The sequence below is a fragment of the Streptomyces daghestanicus genome (assembly GCF_020521275.1).
GTDB lineage: Bacteria > Actinomycetota > Actinomycetes > Streptomycetales > Streptomycetaceae > Streptomyces > Streptomyces griseoviridis.
Genome location: NZ_BNDX01000003.1, coordinates 1 through 14004 on the forward strand (window position 1 = coordinate 1; position 14004 = coordinate 14004).

The window sequence follows — 14004 nt, forward strand, 5'->3', positions numbered from 1 at the left end:
GCGCGGCCACACCCTCAGCGGCATCGCGGAACTGGCCGACGCCTTCGACCACGGCCGCGACGTCGGCGACCTCCTCGGCTACGGCGAGCCCACCGAGGAGACCCCGGTCCGGCTCACCCCCGAGGAACTCGCCGCCCGCTTCGAGGGCCAGGACACCCCCGAGAACCTCGCCGCCGCGATGGAGCTGGGCTACCTGGGCGTCGACGGCGACGCGGTCGTCCACATAAGCCGCCGGCTGCTGGACGCGTCCACCGCCCTGGTCCGCGAGGGCGTCCCGCTCGCCGAGGTCCTGCACGCCGGCAGCCGCGTCCGCGCCCACGCCGACGCGCTGGCCGACCTCTTCGCCGACCTGGTCCTGCGCCACGCGGCCGAGGAACGGCTCCCCCGCCTGCGCCCGCTGGCCCGCAGCGTGGTGGAGGCGGAACTGTCACTGGCCCTGGACCGGCGGCTGCGCAAGCACCTCGACGACCTCGACGGGGCCTGAACCGTGTCCGCGTGTCCCTCCTGACCCGCCCTCCGGGCGGACGGAGGGACGTCGCGGACACGGCCTACCGGTCGTAGACGACCGTCACCGGCGCGTGGTCCGACCAGCGCTCCTCGTGGCTCGCGGCCCGCTCGACGTATCCCTTGACGGCGGTGGCCGCCAGCCCCGAGGTCGCCACGTGGTAGTCGATGCGCCACCCCGAGTCGTTGTCGAACGCCCGCCCCCGGTAGGACCACCACGAGTACGGCCCCTCGGCGTCCGGGTGCAGCGCCCGTACGACGTCCACGTAGCCGCCCTCGGCCGGGTCGAGGACGCGGCCGAGCCACTCGCGTTCCTCCGGCAGGAAGCCGGAGTTCTTCCGGTTCGCCCGCCAGTTCTTCAGGTCGGCCTCGCGGTGGGCGATGTTCCAGTCACCGCAGACGACGACCTCGCGCCCGTCGGCGGCGGCGCGCTCGCGCAGCTCCTTCAGGTAGGCGAGGAACTCGCCCATGAACCGGACCTTCTCGTCCTGCCGCTCGGTGCCGGCCTCGCCGGACGGCAGATAGAGGGAGGCGACCGTCACACCGGGCAGGTCGGCCTCGACGTACCGTCCGGCGCCGTCGAACTCCGCCGAGCCGAAGCCGACCCGCACCCGGTCCGGCTCGCGGCGCGTGTAGAGGGAGACCCCGGCCCGCCCCTTGGCGGCGGCGGGCGCGTGTGTCACGTACCACCCCTCGGGCTCCCGTACCTCCTCCGGCAGTTGCCGCGGTTCGGCCCGCACCTCCTGGAGGCACAGCACATCGGCGGAGGTGGCGGCGAGCCACTCCACGAAGCCCTTCTTCGCGGCGGCCCGCAGGCCGTTGACGTTGGCGGTGGTGACGGTGAGCATCCGGGAAGGGTACCGCCCGCCCGGGAGGCCGCCCGGGGCGTGCGGTGGCTCAGGACCCGGTCAGCTCGTCGAGCAGGGCGAAGGCCAGGGCGTCGAAGGCGCCCTCCTCGCCGCCGTAGGTGTTCACCATCAGCACCACCCCGGTCCCGCTCCCCCGGACGAACGCCGCGCAGGTGGCGAAGCCGTAGGTGCCGCCGTTGTGCCAGGTCACCGTCCGGCCGCCGGAGAGCGTGCCGACGTGCCAGCCGAGCCCCAGCCGCAGGCCGGTGCCGGGGTCCGTGAAGTGGGTCCGCTGGGTCAGCTCGATCGCGTCCCGCAGCGGTGAGCGCTCCGGGCGCAGGTGGGCGGCGAGGTAGCGGAGCATGTCGTCGGCGGTGCTGTACACCGAGGTGCCCGCGCCGCTGAGGACGCGGTCGCGCCAGTCGGGGACGGGCTCCCCGGCCAGGTGCCCGACGGCCTTGCGGGCGGCCATGTCCGGCCGGAGCACCGTGGTCGTGTCCCGCAGGCCCAGCGGCGCGGCCACCCGGCGCCGCAGCAGCGCGTCGACGCCGTCGAAGGCGAGCGCCTGCCCGAGCAGGCCGAAGCCGAGGTTGGAGTAGGCGTACGCGGTGCCCGGCTCACGGTCCAGGGCCGTCAGGGGCAGGCCGGCGGCCAGGTCCTCCAGCGTGTAGTGCGCGTACGGGTCGTACGGGTCCGCCCCGGCCAGGAGGTTGGCGGGGAGCCGGGGCAGGCCGGAGGAGTGGGTCGCCAGGTCGCGCAGGGTGATGGGCCGGGTCGTCCCGCGCGGGACGGTGAACCCCGGCGGCAGGGCGAGCGGCGTGTCCAGCCGCACCGTGCCCGCGACCACCGCGCGCGCGAAGGCGGTGGCGGTCAGCGTCTTGCCGATCGAGCCGAGCTGGAACACCGTCCGGCCGTCGGGCACGGGACCCTCCTGGGCGGCCCCGGCCACCTCGCGCCGGCCCCCGTGGACGGCCCCCATGACCGCGCTCGGGGCGCCGGCCGCCAGCGCCCGCTCCAGGTAGGGCCGCAGCCGTGCCGTCAGACCGCCCCCGGCCGCCACGGCCCTGCCGGACATCGCCGTCACACCCGCCACGGCCCCCGCCGCCGTGCCCAGCAGTCTGCGTCGGTCCACGATGACTCCCTCACCTTCGGACGGAACGGCCTCGGCCGTCATCATCGGCCACACCGGACACCCGTTCACAGACCCCCTGCGGCACCCCCTCCACCCCCACGCCGCACCTCCACGCCGTGGGGCACACTGGACGACGTTCCCCCTCGGCTTCGCATACTCATACGGCAGGAAAAATGGAGATACGCCCGGTCATCGAGCTGCGCCCGGTCCCCTTCGACCACCCCGACGCGGTCAAGCTCAACGACGAGGTCCAGGCCGAGTACGCCGTCCGGTACGGCGACGACGGCGACGAGACCTATCTGGAGCCCGCCCACTTCGCGCCGCCCCGCGGCCTGTACCTGCTCGCCTATGACGAGGCCGGGGTCCCGGTCGCGTCGGGCGGCTGGCGCGCGCAGGAAGCCAACGAGGAGAACTACCGGGACGGCGACGCCGAGCTGAAGCGGATGTTCGTGATCGAGCCGGTGCGCGGCCGGGGCCTGGCCCGCCGCATCCTGGCCGCCCTGGAGGAGGACGCCCGCGCGGCGGGCCGGACCCGGATGGTCCTGGAGACCGGCACCAAGCAGCCGGAGGCGGTGGCCCTGTACGAGTCCAGCGGCTACGAGCCGTGCGAGAAGTTCGGCTTCTACCGCTTCCACGAGAGCAGCCTCTGCTACGCGAAGAAGCTCTGACCAGCCCCTGAAGCCCTGTTCAGCCTCTGGGGTTCTGCCCGGCCTCTGAGGCTCCGCTCAGTTCCCCCGGGGTTCCGCTCAGCTCCTGAGGAACGCCAGCACCGCCAGCACCCGCCGGTGGGTGTCGTCGGCCGGGGGCAGGTCCAGCTTGGCCAGGATGGACCCGATGTGCTTGCCGACGGCCGCCTCGGACACCACCAGCGCCCGCGCGACCGCCCCGTTGGACCTGCCCTCCGCGACCAGCGCCAGCACCTCCCGCTCGCGCGGGGTGAGGCGGGCCAGCGGGTCGCGGCGGCGGCGCAGCAGGTGCCGTACCACCTCCGGGTCGACGACCGTGCCGCCGGCCGCGACCCGGGACAGGGCGTCCACGAACTCCTCGACCTGGCCGATCCGGTCCTTGAGCAGGTACCCGACGCCGCTGCCGTCGCCGGAGTCCAGCAGTTCGGCGGCGTAGACCCGCTGCACGTACTGACTGAGCACCAGGACCGGCAGCCCCGGCCGCCCCTCGCGCAGCCGGACGGCGGCCCGCAGCCCCTCGTCGTGCAGGCCCGGCGGCATCCGTACGTCCGTCACCACCACGTCGGGCGCCTGCTCGGCGACCGCCGCGACCAGGGCGTCCGCGTCGCCGACCGCGGCGGCGACCTCGTGCCCGAAGCGGGTGAGCAGGCCGGTCAGCCCCTCGCGCAGCAGCACGCTGTCCTCGGCGAGGACTATCCGCAGGGGTCGGGCGTCGGCCGGCACGGGATCTCCACTCGCAGCAGGGTCGGTCCGCCCGGCGGGCTGGACAGGGCGAGTCTGCCATCGAGGACCGACACCCGGTCCGCGAGCCCGGTCAGTCCGCTGCCGCGCTCCGCGTCCGCGCCGCCGTGCCCGTCGTCCCGGATCTCCAGGACCAGCCGCCCGCCGGCGTGCCCGCCGCGCACCTCGGCCCGCTCCGCCCCGCTGTGCCGGGCGATGTTGGCGAGGGCCTCGCAGACCACGAAGTAGGCGGCGGACTCGACCGCCCCGGGCAGCCGTCCGGGCAGGTCCAGCGCCAGGTCGACCGGGACCGGGCTGCGGTCGGCGGCGTCGGCCACGGCCGCCTGGAGCCCGTAGTCGGCCAGCACCTTGGGGTGGATGCCCTGGATGAGTTCGCGCAGGTCGGCCAAGGCCAGCCCGGCCTCCCGGTGGGCGCGGGAGAGCTGGTCGGCCAGCGGTCCGGGCGGGGCGTCGAGCCGGGCCAGGCCCAGCGTCATGCCGAGGGCGACCAGCCGCTGCTGGGCCCCGTCGTGCAGGTCCCGTTCGATGCGCCGCCGTTCCGCCTCGAAGGCGTCCACCAGCCGGGCCCGGGAGCGCACGAGCGCGGTGACCCGGTCGCCGTCCCGCGCGGTCAGCAGTGCCCGCGCCAGCTCCGCCCGCGCCCCGGCGAGGACCCCGAGGGCGTAGGCCCCGGCGGCCAGCAGCGCGAGCCCGAGGCCGGCCGCCGCGCAGGCCGCGGGCCAGGTGTCCACGAGCCACACCTTGAGCACCTTCGCCTCGCCGCCCAGGCCGACCAGGACGGGCGCGGCCACCATCGACAGCGGCAGCCCCGCGCAGACCAGCACGGCCGCCGCGTCCAGCGGCCACAGCACCGTGCCGAGCAGCAGCGTGTACGCCAGTTCCCGCCAGGTCGCCGCCTCCCGGACGCGGGTGCGCAGCCAGGCCGGCAGTCCCGCCCGGTCCGGCACCCGGTGCTGCCCGCCGGGCACCGGCCGCACCCCGGCCAGCCGCAGCCGGCGGCGCTCCACGGCGGCCACGGGCAGCCCGGCCAGCGCGGTCAGCGCGAGCACCGGCAGTCCGAGCAGTACGGCGGCCAGGGCGCCCCCGACCACCGCCCCGGCGACCAGCACCACCAGCACGACCGCCCCGGTCAACGCCCCGCTCGCCAGGTACGCGGCGGCCCGCCAGGGCCACACCGACCCCAGATAGCCCCGCCCGCCGAGCGCCCCCCACACCGTCATGCGGATCACCGTACGAGCGGCCGGCCCGCCGCCGCCATCGCCCTGACCGGAGCCCCGGGGGTATGCCTGGCCCCACCCCGGTTCTCGCCCCTGCCGCACTGACCCGGCCCGCCCTCCCGGGGTTGGGTGGGGCACAGCCAATCGGAAGGGGCGGGGGATGCGACGACACGCGGTGGAACTGCGCGCGGTGAGCAGGAGGTACGGAAGGGGGGAGGACGGGGTGCGGGCGCTGGACGGCGTCTCGCTCGCCTTCCCGGCCGGCACGTTCACCGCCGTCATGGGTCCGTCGGGCTCCGGCAAGTCGACCCTGCTGCAGTGCGCGGCGGGCCTGGACCGGCCGACCTCCGGCTCGGTCCGGCTCGGCGGTACGGAGCTGACGGGGCTGGGCGAACGGCGGCTGACGCGGCTGCGCCGGGAGCGGATCGGGTTCGTGTTCCAGGCGTTCGACCTGCTGCCGTCGCTGACCGCCGAGCAGAACGTCGCCCTGCCGCTGCGCCTGGCCGGGCGGCGCCCCCGGAGGGCGGAGGTACGGGAGGCCCTCAGCCGGGTCGGGCTCGGGGACCGGGCGCGGCACCGGCCGGCGGAACTCTCCGGCGGCCAGCAGCAGCGGGTCGCGCTGGCCCGTGCCCTGATCACCCGCCCGGAGGTGCTGTTCGGTGACGAGCCGACCGGCGCGCTCGACTCGGTGACCGCCCGTCACGTCCTGTCCCTGATGCGGGACATGACGGACGCCGACGGCCGGACGCTGGTCATGGTGACGCACGACCCGGTGGCCGCCGCGTACGCGGACCGGGTGGTGTTCCTGGTCGACGGCCGGGTGCACGGTGAGCTGGCCGGCGCCTCGGCCGGGGAGATCGCCGCCCGGACGACGGCCCTGGAGACGGCGGGGACCGTGCCGTGCTGAGCATCGCCGTACGCGGGCTGCGGACCCGCTGGACCGCCTCCCTCGGCAGTTTCACCGCGCTCGCGCTGGGCGTCGCCCTGCTCACCGTGATGGGCCTCGCCCTGGCCGCCGCGCAGGACGCCCCCGACCGGGCGCCGGAACGGTTCGCGGCGGCGCCGGTGGTCGTCCGGGCCGAGGACACGCTGCGGATACCGACCCCGGCCGGCGTGCGGACGGCCGAGCTGGCCCACCCGCGCCCGGTGCCGCCCGGCACGGTCGCCGCCCTGCGCGCGCTGGGCCCGGTCACCGAGGACCGGACGTTCCCGCTGCGGGTCCCCGGCGGCCCGGCCGGCCTGGTGGGCCACCCGTGGCCGACGGCGGCGTACGCCCCGTACCGCCTGGACACCGGCCGGGCACCGCGCGCGGCCGACGAGGCGGTCGTCACCGGCGGCTGGGCGCGGACCGGCGACCTGCTGCGCACGGACCGGGGCACGCTGCGCGTGGTCGGCACGGTGGCCGGCCGCGGCTTCGAGGAGGCCGTCTTCACCACCGAAGCGCAGGCCGCGCGGCTGGCCCCGGTCAGCCGGCAACTGGTGGTGGACGCCCCCGCCGCCGACGTACGGCGGGTCGTGGGCGGCCGGGCCCGGGTGCTGACCGGGGTGGCGCGCCGCCTCGCGGACGCGGACCCCGGCCGGGACCGGGCGGCGGTGACGGCCCTCACCTCCCTGTTCGGCACGGCGGGCGGGGTGGGCGCGTTCGTGTCGGTCTTCGTCGTGGCGTCGGCGTTCGCGTTCACGGTCGGCCTGCGGCGCCGGGAGTTCGGCCTGCTGCGTCTCGCGGGGGCCACGCCCGGCCAGGTCCGCCGGACGGTGTACGCGGAGGCGCTGCTGATCGGCGCGGTGGCCGGGGCGGCGGGCTGCGCGCTCGGCGGGTGGGCCGCCCCGCGCCTGGCGGCCCGGGTGGTGGCGGGTGGCCTGGCCCCCGGCTGGTTCACGGTCGGCGATCAGGTGTGGCCGTACCATCTGGCGTTCTGGACCGGTCTGACGGTGGCGCTGTGCGGGGTGGCGGCGGCGTCCTGGCGGGCGGGCCGGACCCGGCCGGCCGAGGCGCTGCGCGAGGCGGCGACGGAGGACGGCGCCCTCACCCGGGGCCGGCTGCTCGCCGGTACGGCGCTGCTGGCGCTGGCGGCCGGCACGGCGGTGTGGGCGCTGCTCACCGACCCCGCCGGCCTGCTGCACCGCAAGACCTGGGTCAGCCGCCCCATGCTCCTCATCACGGCGACCGCGCTGCTCTCCCCGCTGCTGGTCCGCCCGTTGACCCGGCTGCTCACCCGGCCGCTGACCCGGCTGCCGGGCGCGGGCGGCCTGCTGCTGCGGGAGAACGCCGCCGCGGGCGTCCGGCGCGGTGCGGCGGTCGCGGCGCCGGTGCTGGTGACGGTGGCGCTGACGGGTTCGCTGCTCGGGGCGACGGCCACGCTGGACGCGGCCGGGGCGGCCGAGGCGCGGTCCCGTACGGCGGCCGACCTGGTGGTGACGGCGGACGGGAGCGGACTGGACCGGGCGGCGCTGCGGCGGCTGGCGGCGGTGCCGGGCACGGCGGCGGTCTCGGCGACCGCGACGAGCGCGGTGTACGTCGTGGAGGAGGGCGTGGCGCTGATCCGGTCGCCTGCGCGGGCGGCGGACCCTGCGGCGCTCGCGGCGACCACCCGGCTGCCGCTGACGGCGGGCCGGCTCGCCGACCTCGACGACGACTCGATCGTCGTCACCGAGGAGTGGGAACGGCACACCGTCGGGCAGCGGGTGCCGGTCCGGCTCGGCGACGGCACCCGCCGGACCCTGCGCGTCGCCGCCGTCCTGCCCGTCGGCACGGGCGACAACGGGGCGTACGTCACCCCGGCCAACGCGCCGGGCGCCGCGGTGGACCGCGTCGAGGTGACGGTGGCGAACGGCGCCGACCGGGACGCCGTGGCGGCAGGGCTGCGCGAGGCGGCGCGCTCCTCGGGCGGTCTGGTCCGGACCGCGTCGGCCTGGCTCGCGGCGACCTCCCCGCACCCGACGGCGACGACCCGGCTGGGTTCCCTGCTGGTGCTGGGCATCGCCCTGGCCTACGCGGGCATCGCCCTGGCCTGCACCCAGGTGATGGCGACGACTGCCCGGCGCCGGGAACTGACCGCGCTGCGCCTGGCCGGCGCCACCGCCTCCCAGGTACGGCGGCTGCTCGCGGCGGAGGCCCTGACCGTGGCCGCCGTCGGCACCCTGCTCGGCGTCCTGGTGGCCACCCTGAACCTGCTCACCATGACCGGCGCCCTCGCCCTGCTGTCCACTCCCACCGCCCCGGTGCTCCCCTGGCCGGCCCTGGCCCTGACGACCGGCGCCTGCACCCTGATCACCGTGACCTTCGCGGTGCTCCCGGCCGGCCGGGTGAGGGCGCGTCAGTCCCGCTGACCGTTTCCGGGACGGAAACGGGCCGGTCCCTGGCACGCCGTCAGCCGGCCGCCGTCGGAAAACGGAAGATCCCGCCCGATCAACAGATCGGACGGGATCTTCTCATTGCGGTGGACCTGAGGGGATTTGAACCCCTGGCCCCCTCGATGCGAACGAGGTGCGCTACCGGACTGCGCCACAGGCCCTTGCAACGAGTGAAACTCTAGCACCCCTCCCGGCCTGCTCAAAAATCCGTTCCGGGGCCGGGCGGGAGGCCCGCGTCACTCGTTGGCGGCCTTGGGCCGGTCGCCGTCCTCGTACTGGTCGAACAGGGGGGTGCGGCCCCGCTCGCGGGCCCGGCGGGCGGACGCGGCGCGGCGGGCGCCGCTGCGGGCGGGCGGCTCCGGCCGCTCCTCCTCCGGGCGGCCGGCGTCGGACGCCGGGGCGGGGGCGGCGGGCGTCTCCCGCTGTTCCGGGGCCGCGGCGCTGGAGCGCGCGGAGCTCCACGCGTCGGGCGCCGAGAGGTCCACGCCGGCCGTGGCGCGGGGGGCGACCGGCGCGGTCACGTACGTCGGCAGCGGCACCGGCACCGGGTCCCAGCTCTCGCCCTGCCCCGGGCGCCGCTGCCGTTCGCGCTGCTGGTCGACCCACTCGGCGTGGTCGGTCTGCTCGACCAGGGCCCGGCGGTCCGCGGCGAGCGCCGACAGCTCCGGGTCCTCCTCCCGGGCGGGGGCGTCCTCGGGTTCCTCGGCGACGGGCTCCGCGCCGGCCTCGGCCGTGGCGCCGCGGCGGCGGGACTGACGGCCGCGCTCGCGCAGCCGCTGGGCGGCGATCTCGGCCCGCCGGCGGTCCATCTGGAAGGCGAACCGGCGCCGCTCCTGGGACCGCAGATAGGCGATGTACGCGCTGAGCAGCACGGCCGGCACGGCGGGCGCCCACAGGAACGCCAGCCCGCCGACCGCGGCGACGATCGCGCCGAGCGTGAAGGCGAGGAAGAGCACCACGGTGGTCCGGCGGCGCCGGGCGAGCACCTTGACGCGCCGGGCGCGGGCCGCCGCGGCCTGGGCCGCCGCCCGGCCGGCCGCGTCCCGCCGGGCGGCGGGTCCGCGTTCCCGTTCGCGGGCCGGTTCCGGGGCCGCCTGCCGGGACTCCTCCCGGGCGTCGGCACGGACGTCGGCACGGGTCCGGGACACGGCGAAGGCCCGGACGTCCACCGAGTCGGTGACGACGTCCGGGTCGCCGGAGCCGGGCTCCCCCTCGTCGGCGGAGCGCGCCCGCAGGTCCTTGGCGTACCGGCGCTCCATGCCCGCTCGTCCGGACAGAAGCCGGATGGCCGTGCTGAAGCGTTCCGTCGGACGGGCCTCGTTCAGCTCGTCCTGCCTACGGAGCCACATCGGCACCAAGTAGGCGGCCCAGGCCCCGACGATGACTGCGTAGATGAGGCCGCTGCTGCTCACGCCTCACACGGTAGAGGGATCGGCCCGAGGCCATCCGCCAATTGAGCCGGTGTGTCGCACGATCTGGCTGATATTTCAAAATTTTTTTCAGACCGGCGACAATTCCCGTCTCCGGAACCCCTTGAATTCGAACGTTTATTCAATTCCGGAGGTGTTCTGGGCCCGGCGCCGATGCCAGCGGCGTACGAGGCTCTCGGGCACCTCCTCGGCGGTCAGCGCGAAGACGAGGTGATCGCGCCAGGCGCCGTCGATGTGGAGATAGCGGGGCCTGAGGCCCTCCTCGCGGAATCCGAGTTTCTCCACGACGCGGCGGCTGGGGCCGTTCTCGGGGCGAATGCAGACCTCGATGCGGTGCAGCCCCACCGTGCGGAAACAGTGGTCGACGGCGAGGGCCACGGCCGTCGGCATGACCCCGCGGCCGGCCACCGCCTCGTCCACCCAGTACCCGACGTGCCCGGAGCACATCGACCCCCAGGTGATCCCGGCGACCGTGAGCTGGCCGACCAGCCGGCCCTGGTACTCGATGACGAACGGCAGCATCCGGCCCGCGTTCGCCTCGGAGCGCAGGTGGCGGACCATCTGGCGGTAGGTCGGCCGGTGGGCGAGCGGCCCGCCGGGGCCGGGCGGCGGGATGGTGGCCTCCCAGGGGCGCAGCCAGTCGCGGTTGCGCCGGTTGACCTCGCGCCAGGCCCGCTGGTCGCGCAGCTTTATCGGCCGCAGCACGACCTCGCCGTCCGCCAGCTCCACGGGCCAGGATGGGCTGTTCAGCTCGCACCCCCGCTGCTCGGTCTGGGGTGGTCGCCGCCGCGGATCTGGTCGACGGCGTGCCGCAGGAGGGGTTCCAGTACGGCCAGTCCGTCCTTCACCCCGCCGGTGGACCCCGGCAGGTTGACGACGAGCGTGCCGCCCGCCACTCCGGCCAGCCCGCGCGAGAGGGCCGCGGTGGGCACCTTGTCCCGGCCGTACGCCCGGACCGCCTCCGCGATGCCCGGCACCTCGCGGTCGAGCACGGCGCGGGTCGCCTCGGGGGTCCGGTCGGTGGGCGACAGGCCGGTGCCGCCGGTGGTGACGATCACGTCGTACCCGGCGTCCACCCCGGCGCGCAGGGCGGCCTCGACCGGGTCGCCGTCGGGCACGACCCGGGGGCCGTCCACGGTGAAGCCGAGGCGGGCGAGGCCCTCGGCGATCAGCGGGCCGCCCCTGTCCTCGTAGATCCCGGCGGCGGCCCGGTTGGACGCGGTGACGACCAGCGCGCGGTACGTCATGACCGGCTCCAGTCGCCCGACTTGCCGCCCGTCTTCTCCTCCACCCGTACGTCCGTGATGACCGCTCCCTTGTCGACCGCCTTCACCATGTCGATCACGGTCAGCGCGGCGACGGAGACCGCGGTGAGGGCCTCCATCTCGACACCCGTGCGGTCCGTGGTCCGCACGGTGGCCACGATCTCCACGGCGTCGTCCGCGACCGTCAGGTCCAGTGTCACACCCGACACCGGCAACGGGTGGCAGAGCGGAATCAGGTCGGGGGTGCGCTTGGCGCCCATGATGCCCGCGATCCGCGCGGTGGCCAGGGCGTCGCCCTTGGGCACCCCGGCGCCGCGCAGCAGCTCCACGACCCGGGGGGCGACGAGGACGCGTCCGCTGGCGCGGGCGGTGCGGGCGGTCACGGCCTTCTCCGAGACGTCGACCATGCGGGCGGCACCCGCCTCGTCGAGGTGGGTCAGTCGGTCCTGCGTGCTCATGTCGCTGTGGCGCTCCCGGTCCGGGCCCGGCGCGGCACGCGGGCCAGTTGTGCGCGACACGGTACTCCCCCGCCGGGCAGCGCACCGGGGCAGGACCGCCGACCGGACGCTCAGCCGAGCAGGACGACCTCGACCTCGGCACCGGGCTCGACGGTCTCGGTGTCCTCGGGTACGACGATCAGCGCGTCGGCGCGGGCCAGTGCCGCCACCAGGTGCGAACCGGCCCCGCCGACCGGGGTGACCGTGCCGTCGGCGTGGCTGCCGCGCAGGAACTGGCGGCGGCCCTTCGGCGAGGTCAGCGCCCGGTCGGCGGCGAGGGTGGCGGTGGTGCGGGGGCGGTGGACGTCCGGGAGGCCCATGAGGGTGCGGATGGCGGGCCGGACGAACAGCTCGAAGGAGACGTACGACGACACCGGGTTGCCCGGCAGGGCCAGCAGCGGGGTGTGGTCGGGGCCGACCGAGCCGAAGCCCTGGGGCTTGCCGGGCTGCATGGCGACCTTGCGGAACTCCACGCCGCTGCCCGGCTCGTCCTCGTCGGCGACGTGCGCCAGGGCCTCCTTGACGACGTCGTAGGCGTCGACGCTGACCCCGCCGGTGGTGACCATGAGGTCGGCGCGGACGAGCTGGTCCTCGATGGTGGAGCGCAGCGTCTCGGCGTCGTCGGCGACGGCGCCGACGCGGTAGGCGATGGCCCCGGCGTCCCGCGCGGCGGCGGTGAGGGCGAAGCTGTTGGAGTCGTAGATCCGGCCGTGGGTCAGCTGCTCGTCGGGCTGGACCAGTTCGCTGCCCGTGGAGAGGACGACCACGCGCGGGCGGGGGCGGACCCGGACCCGGCCCCGGCCGATCGCGGCGAGCAGGCCGATCTGCGGCGGGCCGAGCACGGTGCCGGCCGTCAGGGCGCGGTCGCCGGCCCGCACGTCGCTGCCCGCCGCGCGGACGTGTGCCCGGGCCTCGGCCGGCCGGTAGACGTAGACCTGGCCCTCGGCGCCCTCGGGGGCCGCACTGCGGGCGCGCATCCCGGTCACCGGGCCCGCGCCGAGCCCGCCGTCGGTCCACTCCACGGGGACGACGGTCTCGGCGCCGGGCGGCAGCGGGGCGCCGGTCATGATGCGGGCGGCCTGGCCGGGGCCGACCCGGAGCTGCCCGGCGGCGCCCGCGGCGACGTCCCCGATCACCTCCAGGCAGGCCGGGAACTCCTCGCCGGCGCCCGCGACGTCCGCGACCCGCACCGCGTACCCGTCCATGGAGCTGTTGTCGAACGGTGGCAGGGAGACCGGCACCGTGACGTCCTCGACCAGGACGCAGCCCTGGGCGTCGAGGAGGTTCAGCTCGATGGGTTCCAGAGGACGGACCGTGGCGAGGATGTCCTCCAGGTGGTCCTCCACCGACCACAGGCGGTCCTCTGCCGGGTCCTGGCCGGCGGCACGGGGTGCGGGGCTGCTCAACGTCGCTACATCTCCTCGGCTACGTAACTGCGGAGCCAGGTCCGGAAGTCCGGGCCCAGGTCCTCACGTTCGCATGCGAGTCTGACAATGGCACGCAGATAGTCGCCGCGGTCGCCGGTGTCATAGCGGCGGCCCTTGAAGACGACGCCGTGCACCGGGCCGCCGACCTTCTCGTCGGAGGCGAGCTGCTGGAGGGCGTCGGTGAGCTGGATCTCGCCGCCGCGGCCGGGCTCGGTGCGGCGCAGCACGTCGAAGACCTGCGGCGCCAGGACGTAGCGGCCGATGACCGCGTAGTGGGAGGGCGCGTCGGCCGGGTCGGGCTTCTCGACGAGGCCGCTGACCTTGACGACGTCGCTGTCCTCGGTGGTGTCCACGGCGGCGCAGCCGTAGAGGTGGATCTGCTCGGGGGCGACCTCCATGAGGGCGATGACGCTGCCGCCGTGCTGCTCCTGCACCTCGATCATGCGCTGGAGCAGGGGGTCGCGGGGGTCGATCAGGTCGTCGCCGAGGAGGACGGCGAAGGGTTCGTCGCCGACGTGCGGGGCGGCGCAGAGGACGGCGTGGCCGAGGCCCTTGGGGTCGCCCTGCCGGACGTAGTGGATCATCGCCAGGTCACTGGATTCCCGGACCTTGCCCAGCCGCTCGGCGTCGCCCTTCTTCTGCAGGGCGGACTCCAGCTCGTAGTTGCGGTCGAAGTGGTCCTCCAGTGGGCGCTTGTTGCGGCCCGTCACCATGAGGACGTCGTCGAGTCCCGCGGCGACGGCCTCCTCGACCACGTACTGGATCGCCGGCTTGTCCACGACCGGCAGCATCTCCTTGGGAGTGGCCTTGGTGGCCGGCAGGAACCTCGTGCCCAGCCCCGCTGCGGGGATGACAGCCTTGCTGATCCTGGGGTGCGACTGAGTCATGGGCGCCACCCTATCC

At 75.8% G+C, this 14004-nt stretch carries 14 protein-coding genes and 1 tRNA gene; 4 read left to right on the forward strand and 11 right to left on the reverse strand.

Annotated elements, in window-relative coordinates; genetic code table 11:
* The coding region (locus Sdagh_RS06590) for a MerR family transcriptional regulator (protein WP_226534748.1) at positions 1-484 on the forward strand (484 nt) is incomplete at its 5' end.
* 64 nt (positions 485-548) lie between these two features.
* Here the strand turns inward: Sdagh_RS06590 and Sdagh_RS06595 are convergent.
* Positions 549-1352, reverse strand: coding sequence for an exodeoxyribonuclease III (locus Sdagh_RS06595; protein WP_189414660.1), 804 nt, complete (start codon positions 1350-1352; stop codon positions 549-551).
* Positions 1353-1401: 49 nt separating this feature from the next.
* Complete coding sequence (locus Sdagh_RS06600; protein ID WP_190076605.1) at positions 1402-2484, reverse strand: serine hydrolase domain-containing protein; 1083 nt, start codon at positions 2482-2484, stop codon at positions 1402-1404.
* Positions 2485-2675: 191 nt separating this feature from the next.
* Here Sdagh_RS06600 and Sdagh_RS06605 point away from each other — a divergent pair, with 191 nt between their 5' ends.
* Entirely contained in the window at positions 2676-3152 is a 477-nt protein-coding gene (locus Sdagh_RS06605) for a GNAT family N-acetyltransferase (protein ID WP_189414817.1), read from the forward strand.
* Between the two features lie 78 nt (positions 3153-3230).
* Here the strand turns inward: Sdagh_RS06605 and Sdagh_RS06610 are convergent, their stop codons facing one another.
* Entirely contained in the window at positions 3231-3893 is a 663-nt protein-coding gene (locus Sdagh_RS06610; RefSeq protein ID WP_190076606.1) for a response regulator transcription factor, read from the reverse strand.
* Positions 3863-5131: a sensor histidine kinase gene (locus tag Sdagh_RS06615; protein ID WP_190076607.1), complete on the reverse strand. Its 1269-nt coding sequence runs from the start codon at positions 5129-5131 to the stop codon at positions 3863-3865. Before Sdagh_RS06615 ends, Sdagh_RS06610 begins: the two co-directional genes overlap by 31 nt.
* Before the next feature lie 157 nt (positions 5132-5288).
* Here Sdagh_RS06615 and Sdagh_RS06620 point away from each other — a divergent pair, with 157 nt between their 5' ends.
* Both Sdagh_RS06620 and Sdagh_RS06625 read left to right on the forward strand, forming a co-directional pair.
* Positions 5289-6035 (forward strand): ABC transporter ATP-binding protein, encoded by a 747-nt coding sequence (locus tag Sdagh_RS06620; protein WP_190076608.1) that lies wholly within the window; start codon positions 5289-5291, stop codon positions 6033-6035.
* A complete protein-coding gene (locus Sdagh_RS06625) occupies positions 6029-8458 on the forward strand; it encodes an ABC transporter permease (RefSeq protein ID WP_190076609.1) in 2430 nt (809 codons plus the stop codon). The genes Sdagh_RS06620 and Sdagh_RS06625 overlap by 7 nt, the downstream gene beginning before the upstream one ends.
* Before the next feature lie 111 nt (positions 8459-8569).
* Here the strand turns inward: Sdagh_RS06625 and Sdagh_RS06630 are convergent.
* The 7 genes from Sdagh_RS06630 to galU form a co-directional block, all read right to left on the reverse strand.
* Positions 8570-8643, reverse strand: a tRNA-Ala gene (locus tag Sdagh_RS06630).
* Positions 8644-8718: 75 nt separating this feature from the next.
* A complete protein-coding gene (sepX, locus tag Sdagh_RS06635) occupies positions 8719-9894 on the reverse strand; it encodes a divisome protein SepX/GlpR (RefSeq protein WP_190009101.1) in 1176 nt (391 codons plus the stop codon).
* A gap of 135 nt (positions 9895-10029) precedes the next feature.
* Positions 10030-10635 carry a GNAT family N-acetyltransferase gene (locus Sdagh_RS06640; RefSeq protein ID WP_226534776.1) on the reverse strand — a complete coding sequence of 202 codons (606 nt, stop codon included), beginning with the start codon at positions 10633-10635 and terminating at the stop codon, positions 10030-10032.
* A 23-nt stretch (positions 10636-10658) separates the two neighbouring features.
* Complete coding sequence (locus tag Sdagh_RS06645; protein ID WP_189414655.1) at positions 10659-11159, reverse strand: MogA/MoaB family molybdenum cofactor biosynthesis protein; 501 nt, start codon at positions 11157-11159, stop codon at positions 10659-10661.
* Entirely contained in the window at positions 11156-11635 is a 480-nt protein-coding gene (moaC, locus tag Sdagh_RS06650) for a cyclic pyranopterin monophosphate synthase MoaC (protein WP_189414654.1), read from the reverse strand. Before moaC ends, Sdagh_RS06645 begins: the two co-directional genes overlap by 4 nt.
* A gap of 110 nt (positions 11636-11745) precedes the next feature.
* Complete coding sequence (gene glp / locus Sdagh_RS06655; protein ID WP_226534750.1) at positions 11746-13080, reverse strand: molybdotransferase-like divisome protein Glp; 1335 nt, start codon at positions 13078-13080, stop codon at positions 11746-11748.
* A 5-nt stretch (positions 13081-13085) separates the two neighbouring features.
* Entirely contained in the window at positions 13086-13988 is a 903-nt protein-coding gene (gene galU, locus Sdagh_RS06660; RefSeq protein ID WP_189414652.1) for a UTP--glucose-1-phosphate uridylyltransferase GalU, read from the reverse strand.
* Between the last annotated feature and the right edge of the window lie 16 nt (positions 13989-14004).

Bases quoted from the DNA above. Each gene is read 5' to 3' on its own strand.
- Sdagh_RS06595 (WP_189414660.1), bottom strand. From the start codon at position 1,352: ATGCTCACCGTCACCACCGCCAACGTCAACGGCCTGCGGGCCGCCGCG.
- Sdagh_RS06615 (WP_190076607.1), bottom strand. From the start codon at position 5,131: ATGACGGTGTGGGGGGCGCTCGGCGGGCGGGGCTATCTGGGGTCGGTG.
- Sdagh_RS06620 (WP_190076608.1), top strand. From the start codon at position 5,289: ATGCGACGACACGCGGTGGAACTGCGCGCGGTGAGCAGGAGGTACGGA.
- Sdagh_RS06645 (WP_189414655.1), bottom strand. From the start codon at position 11,159: ATGACGTACCGCGCGCTGGTCGTCACCGCGTCCAACCGGGCCGCCGCC.
- moaC (WP_189414654.1), bottom strand. From the start codon at position 11,635: ATGAGCACGCAGGACCGACTGACCCACCTCGACGAGGCGGGTGCCGCC.
- galU (WP_189414652.1), bottom strand. From the start codon at position 13,988: ATGACTCAGTCGCACCCCAGGATCAGCAAGGCTGTCATCCCCGCAGCG.